11 protein-coding genes and 1 pseudogene are annotated in these 14603 nt (G+C 63.4%); 10 read left to right on the top strand and 2 right to left on the bottom strand.

What is annotated here, in order from left to right; all coding sequences use genetic code 11:
• Positions 1 to 14 precede the first annotated feature (14 nt).
• Complete coding sequence (locus LQV39_RS22630) at positions 15 to 1928, top strand: PAS domain-containing sensor histidine kinase (protein WP_230029439.1); 1914 nt, start codon at positions 15 to 17, stop codon at positions 1926 to 1928.
• On the opposite strand, the gene LQV39_RS22625 is transcribed toward LQV39_RS22630, so the two are convergent.
• Entirely contained in the window at positions 1929 to 3128 is a 1200-nt protein-coding gene (locus LQV39_RS22625; protein ID WP_230029438.1) for a triacylglycerol lipase, read from the bottom strand. It abuts the gene before it with no gap.
• A gap of 178 nt (positions 3129 to 3306) precedes the next feature.
• Positions 3307 to 4491 (bottom strand): dienelactone hydrolase family protein, encoded by a 1185-nt coding sequence (locus LQV39_RS22620; RefSeq protein WP_230029437.1) that lies wholly within the window; start codon positions 4489 to 4491, stop codon positions 3307 to 3309.
• A gap of 250 nt (positions 4492 to 4741) precedes the next feature.
• Between LQV39_RS22620 and LQV39_RS22615 the strand changes: the two genes are divergently transcribed.
• From LQV39_RS22615 to LQV39_RS22575, 9 genes and pseudogenes are all read left to right on the top strand, one after another.
• Positions 4742 to 5218 (top strand): MarR family winged helix-turn-helix transcriptional regulator, encoded by a 477-nt coding sequence (locus tag LQV39_RS22615; protein WP_230029436.1) that lies wholly within the window; start codon positions 4742 to 4744, stop codon positions 5216 to 5218.
• Positions 5215 to 6960, top strand: a complete 1746-nt coding sequence (locus tag LQV39_RS22610) for an MFS transporter (protein ID WP_230029435.1) — start codon at positions 5215 to 5217, stop codon at positions 6958 to 6960. Before LQV39_RS22615 ends, LQV39_RS22610 begins: the two co-directional genes overlap by 4 nt.
• A gap of 20 nt (positions 6961 to 6980) precedes the next feature.
• Complete coding sequence (locus tag LQV39_RS22605) at positions 6981 to 8081, top strand: HlyD family secretion protein (RefSeq protein ID WP_230029434.1); 1101 nt, start codon at positions 6981 to 6983, stop codon at positions 8079 to 8081.
• A gap of 35 nt (positions 8082 to 8116) precedes the next feature.
• Complete coding sequence (locus tag LQV39_RS22600) at positions 8117 to 9502, top strand: efflux transporter outer membrane subunit (protein ID WP_230029433.1); 1386 nt, start codon at positions 8117 to 8119, stop codon at positions 9500 to 9502.
• A gap of 69 nt (positions 9503 to 9571) precedes the next feature.
• Positions 9572 to 10195 carry an NADPH-dependent FMN reductase gene (locus tag LQV39_RS22595; protein WP_230029432.1) on the top strand — a complete coding sequence of 208 codons (624 nt, stop codon included), beginning with the start codon at positions 9572 to 9574 and terminating at the stop codon, positions 10193 to 10195.
• 37 nt (positions 10196 to 10232) lie between these two features.
• The gene (locus tag LQV39_RS22590; RefSeq protein ID WP_230029431.1) at positions 10233 to 10853 is read left to right on the top strand and encodes a tRNA-uridine aminocarboxypropyltransferase; all 621 of its coding nucleotides are present in this window, start codon (positions 10233 to 10235) and stop codon (positions 10851 to 10853) included.
• 110 nt (positions 10854 to 10963) lie between these two features.
• Positions 10964 to 11212: pseudogene (locus LQV39_RS22585) on the top strand (radical SAM protein); the annotation flags it as partial.
• A gap of 196 nt (positions 11213 to 11408) precedes the next feature.
• On the top strand, positions 11409 to 12680 hold the full coding sequence (locus LQV39_RS22580; RefSeq protein WP_230029430.1) for a tyrosine-type recombinase/integrase: 1272 nt from the start codon (positions 11409 to 11411) through the stop codon (positions 12678 to 12680).
• Entirely contained in the window at positions 12677 to 14602 is a 1926-nt protein-coding gene (locus LQV39_RS22575; protein WP_230029429.1) for a hypothetical protein, read from the top strand. Before LQV39_RS22580 ends, LQV39_RS22575 begins: the two co-directional genes overlap by 4 nt.
• Position 14603: the final 1 nt, after the last annotated feature.

Here is a 14603-nt window from a genome sequence, read left to right as displayed (position 1 = left end):
ACGAGCAATCAGCCATGAGCGAACACATGCAGCAAAAGAAGCTTCTGTCGGATGAACGGCGCTACCAGTACCTGATCTCCGGGATCAACGATTACGCGATCTACATGCTCGACCCGCAGGGGCACGTGAGCAGCTGGAACGCGGGCGCCAACCGGTTCAAGGGTTACGTGGCGCAGGAAATCCTGGGCGAGCACTTTTCACGTTTCTATACCGCCGAAGACCGCGCCTCGGGCCTGCCGGCGCACGCCCTGAAAACCGCGCTCGAGCAGGGCAAGTTCGAATCCGAGGGCTGGCGCGTGCGCAAGGACGGGACCCGCTTCTGGGCTCACGTGATCATCGATCCGATCTACAACGAGGAAGGCGCGCTGCTCGGCTTTGCCAAGATCACGCGCGACGTCACCGAGCGCAAGCAGGCCGAGGACAAGCTGCGCGAGAGCGAGCAGCGCTTCCGCCTGCTGGTGCAGGGCGTGACCGACTACGCGATCTACATGCTCTCGCCGGAAGGCATCGTCACCAACTGGAACTCGGGCGCCGAGCGCATCAAGGGTTATACCTACGACGAGATCGTCGGCAGCCATTTCTCGCGCTTCTATACCGCCGAGGACCTGGCGGCCGGCGTGCCCCAGCGCGCGCTGTCGACCGCCGCCGCGGTCGGGCGTTTCGAAGCCGAAGGCTGCCGCGTGCGCAAGGACGGCACCCGTTTCTGGGCCCACGTCATCATCGACGCCATCCACGACGACGAGGGCAAGCTGGTGGGCTTTGCCAAGATCACCCGCGACCTGACCGAGAAGAAGCGCACCGCCGAGGCGCTGGAGGCGGCCAACGCCGCGCTCTACCAGGCGCAGAAGATGGAGTCGATCGGCCAGCTCACCGGCGGCATCGCGCACGACTTCAACAACCTGCTGTCGGTGCTGTCGAGCGGCCTGGAAGTGCTGGCCCTGCAGCGCGGCGGCCAGGGCGGCGACAGCCGCACCGTCGACAGCATGCGGCGCGCGGTCGACCGCGGCGCGCGCCTGACCCAGCAACTGCTCGCCTTCGCGCGCCAGCAGCCGCTGCAGGCCGAAACCCGCAGCCTGAACCGCATCATCACCTCCTTCGAGCCGGTGCTGCGGCGCGCCGGCAATGCCGACATCGAGTTCGAAGTCGACCTCGAGCGCAAGGCGCACAGCGCAACCATCGACAGCGCGCGCTTCGAATCGGCGCTGCTGAACCTTGTGGTGAACGCGCGCGACGCCATGCCGGACGGCGGCCGCATCGTCATCGCCACGCGCAACGTCACGCTCGGCCACCACGAAGCCGGCAGCCTGCCGGCCGGCGATTACGTGCGGGTGTCGGTCAGCGATACCGGCACCGGCATGCCGCCCGAGGTGGTGGCGCGCGCCTTCGAACCCTTCTTCACCACCAAGGAAGTGGGCAAGGGCACGGGCCTGGGCCTGTCCCAGGTCTACGGCTTCATCAAGCAGTCGAACGGCGACGTCGTGATCGAGAGCCGGCCGGGCGAGGGCTGCACCATCGCGATCTATCTGCCGGCGGTGGTGTCCGAGGCCCAGGAAGACCGCCGCGCGCACGTCGAGCGCGTGCTGATCGTAGAGGACGAGCCGGACCTGATGGACGTGGCGGCCTCGCTGTTCACCAGCATGGGCTATGACGTGCTGACCGCCTCCAGCGGCCGCGAGGCCATGGACATGCTGGAGCACCGCGACGTCGACATCCTGTTCACCGACGTCGTCATGCCGAACGGGATGGACGGCCTGCAGCTGGCCACTTACACGCGCGCCCATTATCCGGACACCAAGATCATGCTGGCCTCCGGCTATCCGCTGCCGGCCCTCAAGCAGCGCCACGGCCAGGACCTGAACGACTTCGCCTTCGTCAACAAGCCTTATCGCCTGGCCGATCTGGCGCGGACGCTGCGCTCGGCGATGTGATCACAACCCGAAAATGATGTCGCAAATCCGGTCATACAAGGGATCCGCCGACGGCCCCGAATTCGGCCAGTTCAAAATATCGAAGTGGTCGTAGCCCTCGTAAGTGCCGAGGAAATTCCAGCTCCCTTTGACGGCGCGGCCATCGTAGTCGCGCACCGGATGGCCGGCGGGCGCGCGCATGCTGACCGTGTTGACCACGCCGTCGCTGGCGAACCAGCTGCTGTCGATGCGTACCCGGCCCAGCGCCGACTGCGTATAGGAACCCATGCCCGGCTGCGCCAGCGAGCCGACGATCAGCTCTCCCGCGAACAGTTTGAAGTAGGGGATCATGTCCTCGCGCGGGTACTGGAACTGGCTGCTCTGGACCGGTGCGATCGCGCGGTCGCTGCCGTTGCAGCACCAGGCGCCGGCCACCGTGGCCTGCGTCCCCACCGAAAAATAATAGACCGAGGGCGAGGTCAGCGCCCAGCGGTTGAATTCGCGCGCGCCGTCCGGCGCCAGCTCCCAGTGCGCCAGGCGCTTGTCGAGGATGTCGCGCAGCGGGCTGCGCAGATTCGGCAGGACGTCCAGCACCGCGTCGCGCAAGGTGGTCCCGTTGTGCGGCGCCGAGATCGTCACCACGCTCTTCACCCAGCCGGTCTTGCCGCCGCGGTAAAGCTCGCCGCCGCCTTCGTCGCCATCCGGCGAACCGTGCTCCAGCAGCTGGATCAGCGCGCGGATCGTGGTGCCGCCCTGGCTGTGGCCGATCAGGTGGACCGGGTGCGCCGCATCCCATTGCGGATAGAAGGCGAGGGGATAGCCGTGCGGATTGTTGTCCGGATCGGCGGCCCAGCATTTACCGGCGGGCTGGCGCGGCTGGCCGGGATAGCCGTAGCGGGCGACGTGGGTGGCGCCGTAGTCGACGCAGCCGCCCTTGATCTGGGCGTACAGCTCGGCGGCGCGGTCCCAGTTGGAGCTGATCGCGCCGACGCCGGCGGTGTAGACCGCGTGCGGACCCTTGTAGAGCTGCATGCGCGCGGCGATGTCGTGGTAGCCGCCCCAGTACAGGAAGCCGCTGCCGGGATAGGTGTCCGGCCCGAAGCCGAGGAAGCCGTGAACCAGCACGACCGGGTAGTTATTGGCGGCCCCGGCCGGCGCGGCGTTCAGCAGGCAGGCCAGGGCCAGGAGCGCTCGGGCGCTGAGGTGTTTTATTGACGGCATGCAGGGCTCCCTTTTGGGTGGCGGGCTCTACATTGTCGTTTTGGTATTGGCGCTACAGGTTGAGCTGCCATAAACCGTCGTCCCCGCGCAGGCGGGGACCCAAGTTGCTGGTAGCTCGAAAAACTTGGGTCCCCGCCTTCGCGGGGACGACGGTCTCGCGTGTGCGGGTGCTAAGTGATTAGTTGGTAGTTGCTACCGTCCCACCCAACTGCGTCGTCCCGGCATTATCGGTAGCCGGCGCTGGCGTATTCGACGCCGTCACCGCCGCCTTCTCGGCCAGGTCCGGGTTCCACACCACATGCTCGTCCACCGAGTACAGGCGGCACGGCTTGTCGCTCTTGGCCGAGCAGGTCGCCAGGGCGCGGGCTTCCGGGTCTTCGCCTTCCTCGGCCCAGCACCAGGCGCCGCTGCTTGAAACCGCGAAGGCGCGCGGGGTCATTTTGGTGAGATAGTCGGCGTAGGCGCGCTTGCCGTTTTCGCTCAGGAATGGTACGGCCTCGACATCGTCGACTTTGGCGAAATTGGTCGGCTGCGGCAGCGGCGGCTCGGGCACCTTGTAGAGCACCTTGGTCGGCATGCCGACGCGTTCCAGGAACTGCATGGTGTCGGCCAGCCAGACCTTTTCGCCGTCGCGGCTGGCCAGCATGCCGTGCGAATCGCGCTTGAAGGCCGCGTATTCGACCAGCTTCGCCTTGCCGCCGGCCTGTTCGAAGGCGTCGTGCATGCGCGCCACCAGTTCCGGGCCGAACAGCGAATCGTTCTGGCCGTACATCCACAGGCTCGGGACCTTGTTCTGCGAACCGTATTCGGCAAAGGCCGAGACCAGGGCCGAGCGCCAGCCGCAGCCGTTGCTGTCGTCGCGCAGGCCGCCGGCAAAGTTGATCAGGCCGCGCACGCCCGGCAGTTCCTCGGTGCCCAGCGCCATCGTCGCCAGGCCGCCATAGGACTGGCCGGCGACCACGATGCGGTCGGCGTCGATCCATTTCTGTTCGCGGGCGAATTCGAGAGTGGCGCGGATGTCCTCGGCCTGGATATAGCCGTTGGCCGTCATGTCGCAGCCGTGGTCGCGGTAGCGGCCGGTCGAGTTGGCGAAGCCCTGGCGCATCGGCACCATCACCGCGTAGCCGCGGGCCACGAAGGCGTGGGCCATGTGATAGAAGCGGTCGCGCGGCTGCAGGTTCGGGTGGCCCGGATCCTTGCCGTGGTTGATGATAATTAACGGGAACGGGCCCGGCCCGTTCGGCTGGAACACCGTCGTCTCCAGGCGCGCCTGGTGGTTGCGGCCGGCAGGGATCAGGACAATGTGCTCGTTGATCCGGTAGTCGAGCTGCAGCTCCTGCTCGACAGAAAAGCCGGGCAGCATGGCGAGGACGACAATCGCCGCGGACGTAAGTTTGCGAACAGATGCGGGTGCTCTAAACATGGAAGACTCTGGAAACGGGGCTCACGGATGTGTCCGTTTGGAACCAATTGCTTAGTGGAATGAGTTGATTCTAAGCACTGTAATTTCTGAGAGCAATATCCGTTTAACCAATTCGCGCATTAAATCTTCGCGTGTGGCCACATTTGCCAGAACAGGCAGATAATTTGTATGTCCAACGATTAGGTGGCCTATGGTTACTCTCGAGGAACGGCTGAGCGAGCACCTCAGTGAACGATTCACGCAGGCTCTGCAGGCCGGCGGGCGCGCGTGGCAGAAGGCGCTCGAGCGCCAGCTCAAGCCTTGCGGCCTGACCGCGGCCAGCTGGAGCGCCATCGCCGCGCTGGCGGAAATGCAACGCGCCGGCGCCGAGGATGCGCATCCGCCCTCGCAGACCGCGCTGGCCCAGCAGCTGGGTGTGGACGGCGCGACCCTGGTCGCCACCATCGACCGCCTGGCCGCGGCAAAACTGATCGAACGGATCCCCAGCCAGCGGGACCGCCGCGTCAAGCTGGTGGTGCTGACGCCGGAGGGTCGCGAGCTCGAGGAAAAGGTGAGGGTGCAGGCCGACGCCTTGCGGCGCGAAGCGCTGGCGCGCCTGGACCCGGGCGAGGTCGCGCTGGCGGTCGGCGTGCTGGAGCAGCTGCAGCAGGTGCTGGAGAACGCATGAGCGACAAGTACGCCCCGCGCGAATGGCACCCCGACGAGCGCCCCACCATGCCCGGCGGCCCCTCCTTTCCCGCCCACTCGACGCCGCGCCGCATCGCCTTCTTCCTGGTCGGGACCCTGGTCACCATCACGGGTGGCCTCGGCAATGCGCTGGTGACGGTCAACCTGGTCAATTTGCAGGGCACGCTCGGCGCCTTCGCGGCGGAGACCACCTGGCTGCCGACCGCCTACGTGATGACCAATATCTCGATGAACCTGCTGCTGGTGAAGTTCCGCCAGCAGTTCGGGCTGCGCGCCTTCACCGAGTTCTTCCTGGTGCTGTACGCGCTGGTGACCTTCGCCCACCTGTTCGTCAACGACCTCGGCTCGGCGATCGCGGTGCGCGCGGCGCACGGCATGGTCGGCGCGGCGCTGTCCACGCTGGGGCTGTACTACACGCTGCAATCCTTCACCAAGGCCTGGCGGCCGCGCGGGATCATCATCTCGACCGGCGTCTCGCAGCTGGCGCAGCCGATCGCCTATCTGTTCTCGACCCGCCTGCTGCAACTGGCCGAATGGCGCGGGCTCTATGTGTTCGAGCTGGGCCTGACCCTGGTCACGCTGGGCGCCGTGCTGTGGCTCAAGCTGCCGCCCGGCGACCGCTTCAAAGCCTTCCGCCCGACCGACTTCGTCACCTTCGCCCTGTTCGCGCCCGGCATGGCGCTGCTGTGCGCGGCCCTGAGCTTCGGCCGCGTGCTGTGGTGGACCCAGGCGCCCTGGATCGGCGTGGCGCTGGCGGTGTCCATCGTCCTGATCCTGGCGGCGGTCGCGGTCGAGCACAATCGCAAGAACCCGCTGCTGAACCTGCGCTGGCTCACCAACGGCATGATCGCGCGCCTGTTCATCGCCATGATCCTGGTGCGCGTGGTGCTGTCCGAGCAGAGCGTGGGCGCGGTCGGCTTCCTGCGCATGGTGGGACTGAACAACGACCAGCTGCAGACCCTGTTCCTGGTGGTGCTGCTGGCGACCATCCTCGGCATCGTCATGTCGGCATTGACCTTCAATCCGCCGCACCTGATGGCGCCGCAGGTGATCGCCTTGCTGATCATGGCGCTGGGGGCCTGGATCGATTCGCACGCCACCAGCCTGACGCGCCCCGAAGAGATGTACGTCAGCCAGGGCCTGCTGGCCTTCGGCGGCGTGTTCTTCCTCGGCCCGCTGCTATTGACGCTGCTGGGCACCGTGATCACCAACCCGGCCAACCTGATCACCTTCTCGGTGCTGTTCGGCCTGACCCAGAACCTGGGCGGCCTGCTCGGCTCCGCGCTGCTGGGCACCTGGCAGGTGATGCGCGAAAAATTCCACTCCTCGAACCTGGCCGACCAGCTCAGCAGCCTCGATCCGCTGGTGGCGGCCCGCATCCAGCAGGGCGGGGCGGCGTATGGGCGGGTGCTGGCCGATCCGTCCTCGCGCACGCGCCAGGGCATCTCGATACTGAGCCAGACCGCCACCCGCGAAGCCAACATCCTCGCCTACAACGACGTGTTCCTGGCGATTGCCGTCCTCGCCACCGCGCTGGCCGCCTGGATTTTCGGACGCGCGCTGTGGCTCAAATACGTGGCCCCGCTGCCGCCCGCCGCGCCGCCGCCCACCGCACCGACCGCCGCGGTGCCGGCGCCGGAAACCGTCACCGATTCGCCGATCGCCAACGCCGCCGGGGAAGCGCCCGAGCCGACCGTCGACGGGACGACCCGCCCAACATGATCTTTTGAAACGACATCACCATGGCCGAGACCACCAGCACCCCCGCCCAGAAAAAGTCGAACCGCCACGTCATCGTCAGCGGCGCCCTGTTCGCGCTCATCGCGCTGATCGGTGTCCTGATCGTGCTGTATGCCTGGGACCTGCCGCCCTTCCGCAGCACGGTCGAGAGTACCGAGAACGCGACCGTGCGCGGGCAGGTCACCATCATCAGTCCGCAGCTGTCCGGCTACGTGGTCGAAGTCGACGTCCAGGATTTCCAGAACGTGAAACAGGGCCAGCTGCTGATGCGCATCGACGACCGCATCTACCAGCAGCGCCTGGCGCAGGCGCGCGCCCAGCTGGCGGCCCAGCGCGCGGCGCTCGCCAACTTCGCCCAGAGCCAGAAGAGCGCGGCCGCCACCATCGCCCAGAACCAGGCGGCGGTGGCGAACGCCGGCGCCCAGGCCCAGCGCGCCCAGGCCGACCTGCGCCGGGTCGAGGAGCTGGCGGCCGACGGTTCGCTGTCCGCGCGCGAACGGGATGCCGCGCGCGCCGCGCATGCGCAGGCGGTGGCGCAGATCGCGCAGTCGCGCGCCGCGCTGGAGATCTCGCGCCAGAACCTGCGCACCGTGGACGTCAACCGCGCCTCGCTGGAAGCGGCTGTTTCGAATGCCGAAGCAGCGGTGAAGCTGGCGGAAATCGACCTTGCGAACACGCGTATCAATGCGCCGCGCGACGGCCAGCTGGGGCAGGTGACTGTGCGCCTGGGCGCCTTCGTCAATGCCGGCGCCCAGCTGACCGCGCTGGTGCCGCAGGCCATGTGGGTGGTGGCGAACATGAAGGAGACGCAGATGGCCGGGGTGAGACTCGGCCAGCCCGTTACCTTCACCGTCGACGCCCTGAACCACGCGAAGATGCGCGGCCACGTCGAGCAGATCGCCCCGGCCACGGGCTCCGAGTTCTCGGTGATCACGCCGGACAACGCGACCGGCAACTTCGTCAAGATCGCCCAGCGCATCCCGGTGCGCATCAGCATTGACCCGAACCAGGAACTGTCCGCGCGCCTGCGGCCGGGCATGTCGGTGGTGGCCAGCATCGATACCGGAGCGCCGGCCGCCGCGCCGAAAGGGCAGCAGCGATGAACAGGGCGTTTCGTTTGCCGCCGCGTCTGACCCTTATGGCGGGTGCGGCTGTGCTGTTGCTGTCCGGCTGCCGCATCCCGGTGCAGGAGCGCCCAAGCTCCACGCTCGAGGTGCCGGCCAGCTGGCGCGCGCCGCTGCAGGTCGGGTCCAACGCCGCCGTCGAGCAGGCGTGGTGGCGGGCCTTCGGCGATCCGGTGCTGGACAGCCTGGTGGCGCAGGCGCTGGCGCACAACGGCGACCTGCGCACGGCGCGCGCGCGGCTGCAGGAATACCAGGCGCGCATCCGCGTGGCCCGCTCGGCCTCGGCGCCCAGCGTGTCGGTGAGTGCGGGGCCGACAAGGGCGCGCGCCATCGGGCCGCTGGGCACACCGGTCGAATCGACGGCGATCACCGGCAACGTGCAGGCGGCCTACGAGTTCGACCCCTGGGGGCGCCTGGCGTCGGCCACCGAGGCGGCGCGCTTCGACTATGCGGCCCAGCAGGCGGCGGCGGATGCGGTGGCCTTGTCGGTGGCCGCCAGCACCGCGTCCGGCTACCTGAACCTGCGCGGACTGGACGCCCAGCTGGCGCTGGCCCGCCAGACCCTGCAATCGCGCGAGCAGTCGCTGGCGCTGGCGCGGCGGCAGTTCGAGGTCGGTTACAGCTCGCGCCTGGAACTGTCGCAGGCAGAGGCCGAGTACCGCAACACGGCGGCCGTCGTGCCCCAGCTGGAGCGTGCCATCACCCAGCAGGAGAATGCCTTGAACCTGCTGGTGGGCGCCAGTCCCGGCCCGGTGGCGCGCGGCGCCGAATTGACGGCGCTGCGCCCGCCCGGCATCGCCCCCGGCCTGCCGTCCGAACTGTTGCGCCGCCGCCCCGACATCGCCCAGGCCGAACGAACCATCGCCGCCGCGGACGCCAGCCTGGCCGCCGCGCGCGACCAGATGCTGCCTTCGCTGCGGCTGACGGCATCGGTGGGCGGCTATGCGCATAACCTGCCGGACCTGCTGGGCTCCGGCACCATGCTGTGGAGCGTGGGCGGCAGCGTGCTGGCGCCGATCTTCGACGCCGGCCGCCTGCGCGCCCAGGCCGAGATCTCGGCGTCGCTGCGCGACCGCGCCGTGTTCGCCTACGAGTCCGTGGTGCGCAACGCCTTCGCCGAGACCGAGAACGGCTTGTCGGCCGTGCAGCGCCTGCGCGAACAGCTGGAACAGGCCGAGGCGCGCCGCGTCGCCACCGCCGAGGTGCTGCGCATCGCCCACAACCGCTACCGCAACGGCTATTCGTCCTATCTGGAAGAGCTGGATGCGCAGCGCAATGCTTTCAGTGCCGAGACCAGCGTGCTGCAGTTGCGGGCGAGCTGGCTGGCGGCGCATGTGGACTTGTATCGGGCGCTGGGTGGAGGCTGGAGTAGGGTGGGGTCAATCAGTCCGGGGGACTGATTGACGGGCCTACCATGTGTGGATCGGTGATAAACGGTTTTCACCATTTTGCAGACAAAGGAGACAGGCATGATCAACATCGCAATCATCGTGGGCAGCACCCGCCCCGGACGCAAGGCGCTGGACGTGGCGCGCTGGGTGATGGAGTGCGCGGGCACGCGCGGCGACGCCGCTTTCGAACTGGTCGACATCCAGGACTTCCAGCTGCCGCTGCTGGACGAGCCGGTGCCGCCCTCGATGGGCCAGTACTCGCGGCCGCACACAAAAGCCTGGGCGGCCAGGATCGCCCAGTTCGACGGCTTCGTCTTCGTCACGCCCGAATACAACCACGCCACCTCGGGCGCGCTGAAGAACGCCATCGATTACCTGTACAAGGAGTGGAACAACAAGGCGGCCGGTTTCGTCGGCTACGGCAGCGCCGGCGGCTCGCGGGCGATCGAGAACCTGCGCCTGGTGATGGGTGAGCTGATGGTGGCCGACGTGCGCGCCCAGGTCATGCTGTCGCTGTTCACCGACTTCGAGAATTTCACGACCTTCAATCCGGCCGAGCACCACGAGCGTTCGGTCGAGGCCATGCTCGACCAGGTGGTGCAGTGGGCCGGCGCCCTCAAGCCGCTGCGCAAGGACGATCCGCCGGTACCTGTGCCGGACAATATGCCGCCGCGCGGGGAGCGCGTGGGCGGCAGCTACTGAACTGCTTGCACGAGGGGCGCGGGTACAATCGCGGCCCATGACGACGACCGAATCCCGCCGCGCCACCTGCGCCGCCTGCCTGCGCGCGCAGAGCGCCTGCATCTGCCGCTTCGTGACCCCGCTGGACAGCCAGGTCGAGCTGCTGGTCCTGCAGCACCCGCTCGAGGTGCACAACGCCAAGAACAGCGCCCGGCTGCTGCATCTGTGCCTGCCTTCGAGCCGGTTGCTGGTCGGCGAGGCTTTCCCTGCCGTGGAGCTGGAGACGGCCCTCCATGCGGACGGGCGCACGCCGCTGCTGCTGTATCCGCGGACGGCGGGCGAGGCCGAGCTGGGCCTGCCGGCGCCGCCCATGCTCGATCCCTCGCTGCTGGCCGCGCCCGGCAGGCTGCGCCTGGTTCTGCTCGATGCGACCTGGCGCAAGAGCCGCAAGATGCTCTACCTGAATTCCTCACTGCAAGCCCTGCCGCGCCTGGCCCTGCAGGACTTGCCACCCTCGGCTTATCGGATTCGCAAGGCCCATGCCCCGGACCAGCTATCGTCGCTGGAAGCGGCCGCCTATGCACTTTCGCAACTCGAAAACCGGCCTGAACACTACGCACCGTTGTTTGCTGGCTTCGCCGGCTTTGTGGAACAACAATCCCAGCGATTTCGCGCTTGAACCTCCAGTAAAGCGGGTGTACGATACTGTATATCCATACAGTACTCGGGAGCGCCATAGTGAATCGCCAACAAGCTTGGGCTGAAGACGTGGAATTGCAAGGGCAGGTCATGATCCCCCCGCGGCCGCTGACGCCGCACAAGGGCCGTGGCGCCGTGTCCAACCTCCAGGGCCGTTACGAAGTCCACGGCCGTGAGCGTTTCGACGACGGCTGGACGGTCCCGGGACTGAAGACCGATGAAGCGGCGCCGCCGAAGACCATCGTTACGGATGAGTTCGCCAAGACCATCCTGACGCGCAATGCTTCGCCGGACATCCCCTTCCATGTCTCACTGAACCCCTACCGGGGCTGCGAGCATGAAATGTCGACTTGAAAAGAGCAGGTGAGACTGACGGGTTTCATGGGGCGAGGACGGCTAAATTTTTTGATTCCCATACTATTTCTCGACAATTAGATTTGTTCATCCATTCCGCTCGGCATAAAAAACTACTGGGCTGAGCTATTGCTCTATGGAATGATTGTGTTTATGCTTGTGCTACTATCGGATTTGGCGCATGAACACATTTTTGGACAATGAAATAGTCTTAATGACGCATGATGGAAGTCATGCAGAACTCAAAGCGGGCCAGCCAGCGCTCTTTCTGGAATCTGCAGGGAAAGCCACCCTTTTTGAGGAGCCGACGCGCTTTCTATGGGATCGGTATGTTTCGGCCGGAAGCACCCCAAGCGTTCATACGTGGTCCAAAGCTGCCTACTCCTTGAAGAGTTGGTTTCAATTTCTCCAGGCCATGGGAAAGCATTGGCTCGACGCCAGTGCGGAGGATCGTCGATCGTATCGCGACGCCTACCTTTCCAGTATTTCTCCGCGCACTGGTAGACACTATCGCGCCCAAGGCGTTTCAGATTCAATGTCGGTTGTCAGAAGCTTCTATGCGTTTGCGCGACGCAAAGGGTGGTATGCAGGGGACATTGATGGCTACGTTGAGGAAGTCGTAGCAAATATTGAAATCGATCGTGATGCCTTTGCGCATACCCGATCAGTGAGTCTGCCGAGAGCGAAAGATCGTGATTTACCTAAAACGCGTCCCAATGTGGTCATTCACCCGTTGATGGTGCGTGATCTGACCAACCTCCTCAATCATGTGGGACCGCAGGCTGCAAATCGTCAGGCCGATAGGCGAGCAGCACGAGATAGACTTATCTGCGATCTAGGGTGGGTAGTTGGACTTCGCTTATCTGAAGTCATATCGCTTACTACCTTGCAATTTCTCAGTTTAAGTCCTGACTTGAGTTCACCCTATGCGGATCTTAAACTTATCGTCTGCGGAAAAGGCAGCAAGACCAGGCAAGTGGCGATTCCTACTTGGCTAGTCGTCGATGCGATTGAATATATTAATGGTGAGCGTGCCGAAGCCTTGCGTGCATGGAAAGGACGACCGCGCAGTGCGCCGATTCAATTACTGCTTGGACGTCTTGAGTCCCCTAGGCGCGGACAGCCGATTTCTAATGACGCTATTCAGAAAATGATGCGTGAAGCGTGCATTTCGCTCGGCTTTGTGGAGACAGTGGAAAAGGTTAACCCCGAGACCGGAGAAGTGTTCCACGACAAGGTGCCGAAGCACAGTTATCACGACCTCAGACATACTTGCGCTGTCTTAATGTATCACGCCGAAGTGGCGAGCGGGAACCCGGAGCCTTGGAAGAAGATTCAGGCCCAGCTTGGTCACTCCCATTTAAGCACAACAATTGACACCTATTTGGCTCATGTCGAGATTTTTACTGATCGCCCTGGACTTCTAAATGTGCGTAGGCTGATCGGCCTATGAAAGGACGACAAACTTTGACCTCATCTAAATCTCTCAATGCATCCAATAGAAAGCTGTCTGCCGCGGCAAGTGTAGTTGCTCAAACCCTTTCTAGGGCTAAGGGAGGCGAAAATCGCAACCCATTCATTCAAGCTCGTGTTAAGAATGATGTTAATCCGAAAACAGGGAAAATTTCTCTGATTGCAATATTCCCCAGTGCGAGGGGTGAAATACCAAATAGGAACGACATAAGTTTCTTGCTTGATTTTCCTAACCTGAAACCGATGTTTCAGGATGCTTTTCTTACGGCCGGGGCCACACGGGCGCCGAGTTCACGCTCCGACATGTTCAGGACCATCAGGCGCGGGTTTTTTGCCTTTCTACGTGATTCGAAGCTGGCACATATTCACCCAAGTGATATTGGTGATGAGGTGCTCGTCGGATTTAGAGAGTGGTTGTTGCATCCCTCATCTGGAAAGCCACTACACCCGAAAACCGTAGGGAAAACACTAGGTGTGGTGCGAATCTTTCTCGAAGCTGTAGAAACCGGCCAGTGGGTTGCAGAAGCCCGACGCATAGCAGAACGTGTACCGTTCGGCGTCGTCGGAGTCAGGAAGACACTTCAACCGACTGAAGTTCTCTCCTTGCACTCGCTTTTGCAAATCATGCACAGTGCGGAGAAAGAGGTGCTTGAAATACAAGCACGATGGGATAGAGGCAGGCGTTTGATCGTTGAGGGGCGCGAAGGTTTAGAGTCGCCTAGTCGGCAACTACAACATAACATGAACGACTACGCTGACCTTGCCGTCTGCTTGGCTGAAATCGATGCCATGTTTCCAAATGTTGTTCCTGACTTAGGCTCGATTGCTAGGGAAAATAAAAGGTTGGCTAATGCAATTGTACATATTCACACGCAAAGAAAAGTATCGGGTTTCTTTCAGCCGACTCCACGCGATTTGGTGCCGTTTGTTATTCTTTTGACGATCTGCACCGTCTTTAATCCGGACACGGTCTTGACGTTAGAATGGTCATGCATAAACCGCGACAGAGACCGAGCTGGCACGCCGGCGGTCGAAATTGTGGGTGTCAAGGGGCGAGCTTCAAGCGACTTGGTGCGACTCCTCGATCCAGCGGGTAGCGTTTCTCAATCGCTAAGTCTTCATCGTTTGCTTGATTGTCTCAATGAGATATGCGCGCGCATCAGGCCTACGGTAAATAAGGAGCACGCCGACAGACTGTTTGTTTATGTTCCGGAGGTGCGAGGCAAAGCTCCATGTAGCTTCGGTTCGTACAGAGGCGGGAATGACGTCGCGTCGGCCGATATTACTTGGCGATATAATTTAAGACGATTTATTAACGAGAACCAACTCCCATACTTCTCGCTCGGGCAGTTGCGGCCTACTATCATTGACATGGTCCAGATGATTGATGGTGGATTGGAAGCGGCGCAGAAGGTTGGAAACCATCGCAATCCGATAACGACTTGGACACACTATACGAGTTCAGGTGTACGTAATCGCTATCGGGAGAGAATCGGACAAGTGATCCTGCTTCGTGAACGTTGGATAACTAGTGGTGGCGACATCGATCCCCGGAGTTTGGAGCGCGCCCAAGATAAGGGAGCTGCCACTCCCGGTTTCATTTGCCTTGATCCATTCGATTCTCCTCGGCCAAACCAACAACCCGGTAAATTGTGCGCAGATTATGGTGCGTGTCCTGGCTGCCCATTAGGCGGTGCACGTCCTTACGATCCCACAAGCGTGGCGTATTACTCAGCCTTAGAGCAGGCGATCTTTAAGAGTCAACCTAAAATGAGCGCAAAAACTTGGTTGGAGCGATGGGCTCCTATCTTGGCGGATCTACGTGCGTTGTTAGCTTTGGTCTCTAACGAAGTTTTGGAAGAGTCTAAAAAAATTCGTATTGCTTTACCTTTGGTTGGTTAGT

The sequence above is a fragment of the Massilia sp. Bi118 genome (assembly GCF_918697865.1).
Classification (GTDB): Bacteria; Pseudomonadota; Gammaproteobacteria; order Burkholderiales; family Burkholderiaceae_D; genus Telluria.
The sequence above is the reverse complement of the archived record's forward strand: the minus strand, read 5'-3'. Positions and strand labels throughout refer to the sequence as shown.

Coding starts and splice junctions, on each gene's coding strand:
- LQV39_RS22630 (WP_230029439.1), top strand. CDS start 15: ATGAGCGAACACATGCAGCAAAAGAAGCTTCTGTCGGATGAACGGCGC.
- LQV39_RS22625 (WP_230029438.1), bottom strand. CDS start 3,128: ATGCCGTCAATAAAACACCTCAGCGCCCGAGCGCTCCTGGCCCTGGCC.
- LQV39_RS22620 (WP_230029437.1), bottom strand. CDS start 4,491: ATGCTGCCCGGCTTTTCTGTCGAGCAGGAGCTGCAGCTCGACTACCGG.
- LQV39_RS22615 (WP_230029436.1), top strand. CDS start 4,742: ATGGTTACTCTCGAGGAACGGCTGAGCGAGCACCTCAGTGAACGATTC.
- LQV39_RS22610 (WP_230029435.1), top strand. CDS start 5,215: ATGAGCGACAAGTACGCCCCGCGCGAATGGCACCCCGACGAGCGCCCC.
- LQV39_RS22605 (WP_230029434.1), top strand. CDS start 6,981: ATGGCCGAGACCACCAGCACCCCCGCCCAGAAAAAGTCGAACCGCCAC.
- LQV39_RS22600 (WP_230029433.1), top strand. CDS start 8,117: ATGGCGGGTGCGGCTGTGCTGTTGCTGTCCGGCTGCCGCATCCCGGTG.
- LQV39_RS22595 (WP_230029432.1), top strand. CDS start 9,572: ATGATCAACATCGCAATCATCGTGGGCAGCACCCGCCCCGGACGCAAG.
- LQV39_RS22590 (WP_230029431.1), top strand. CDS start 10,233: ATGACGACGACCGAATCCCGCCGCGCCACCTGCGCCGCCTGCCTGCGC.
- LQV39_RS22580 (WP_230029430.1), top strand. CDS start 11,409: ATGAACACATTTTTGGACAATGAAATAGTCTTAATGACGCATGATGGA.
- LQV39_RS22575 (WP_230029429.1), top strand. CDS start 12,677: ATGAAAGGACGACAAACTTTGACCTCATCTAAATCTCTCAATGCATCC.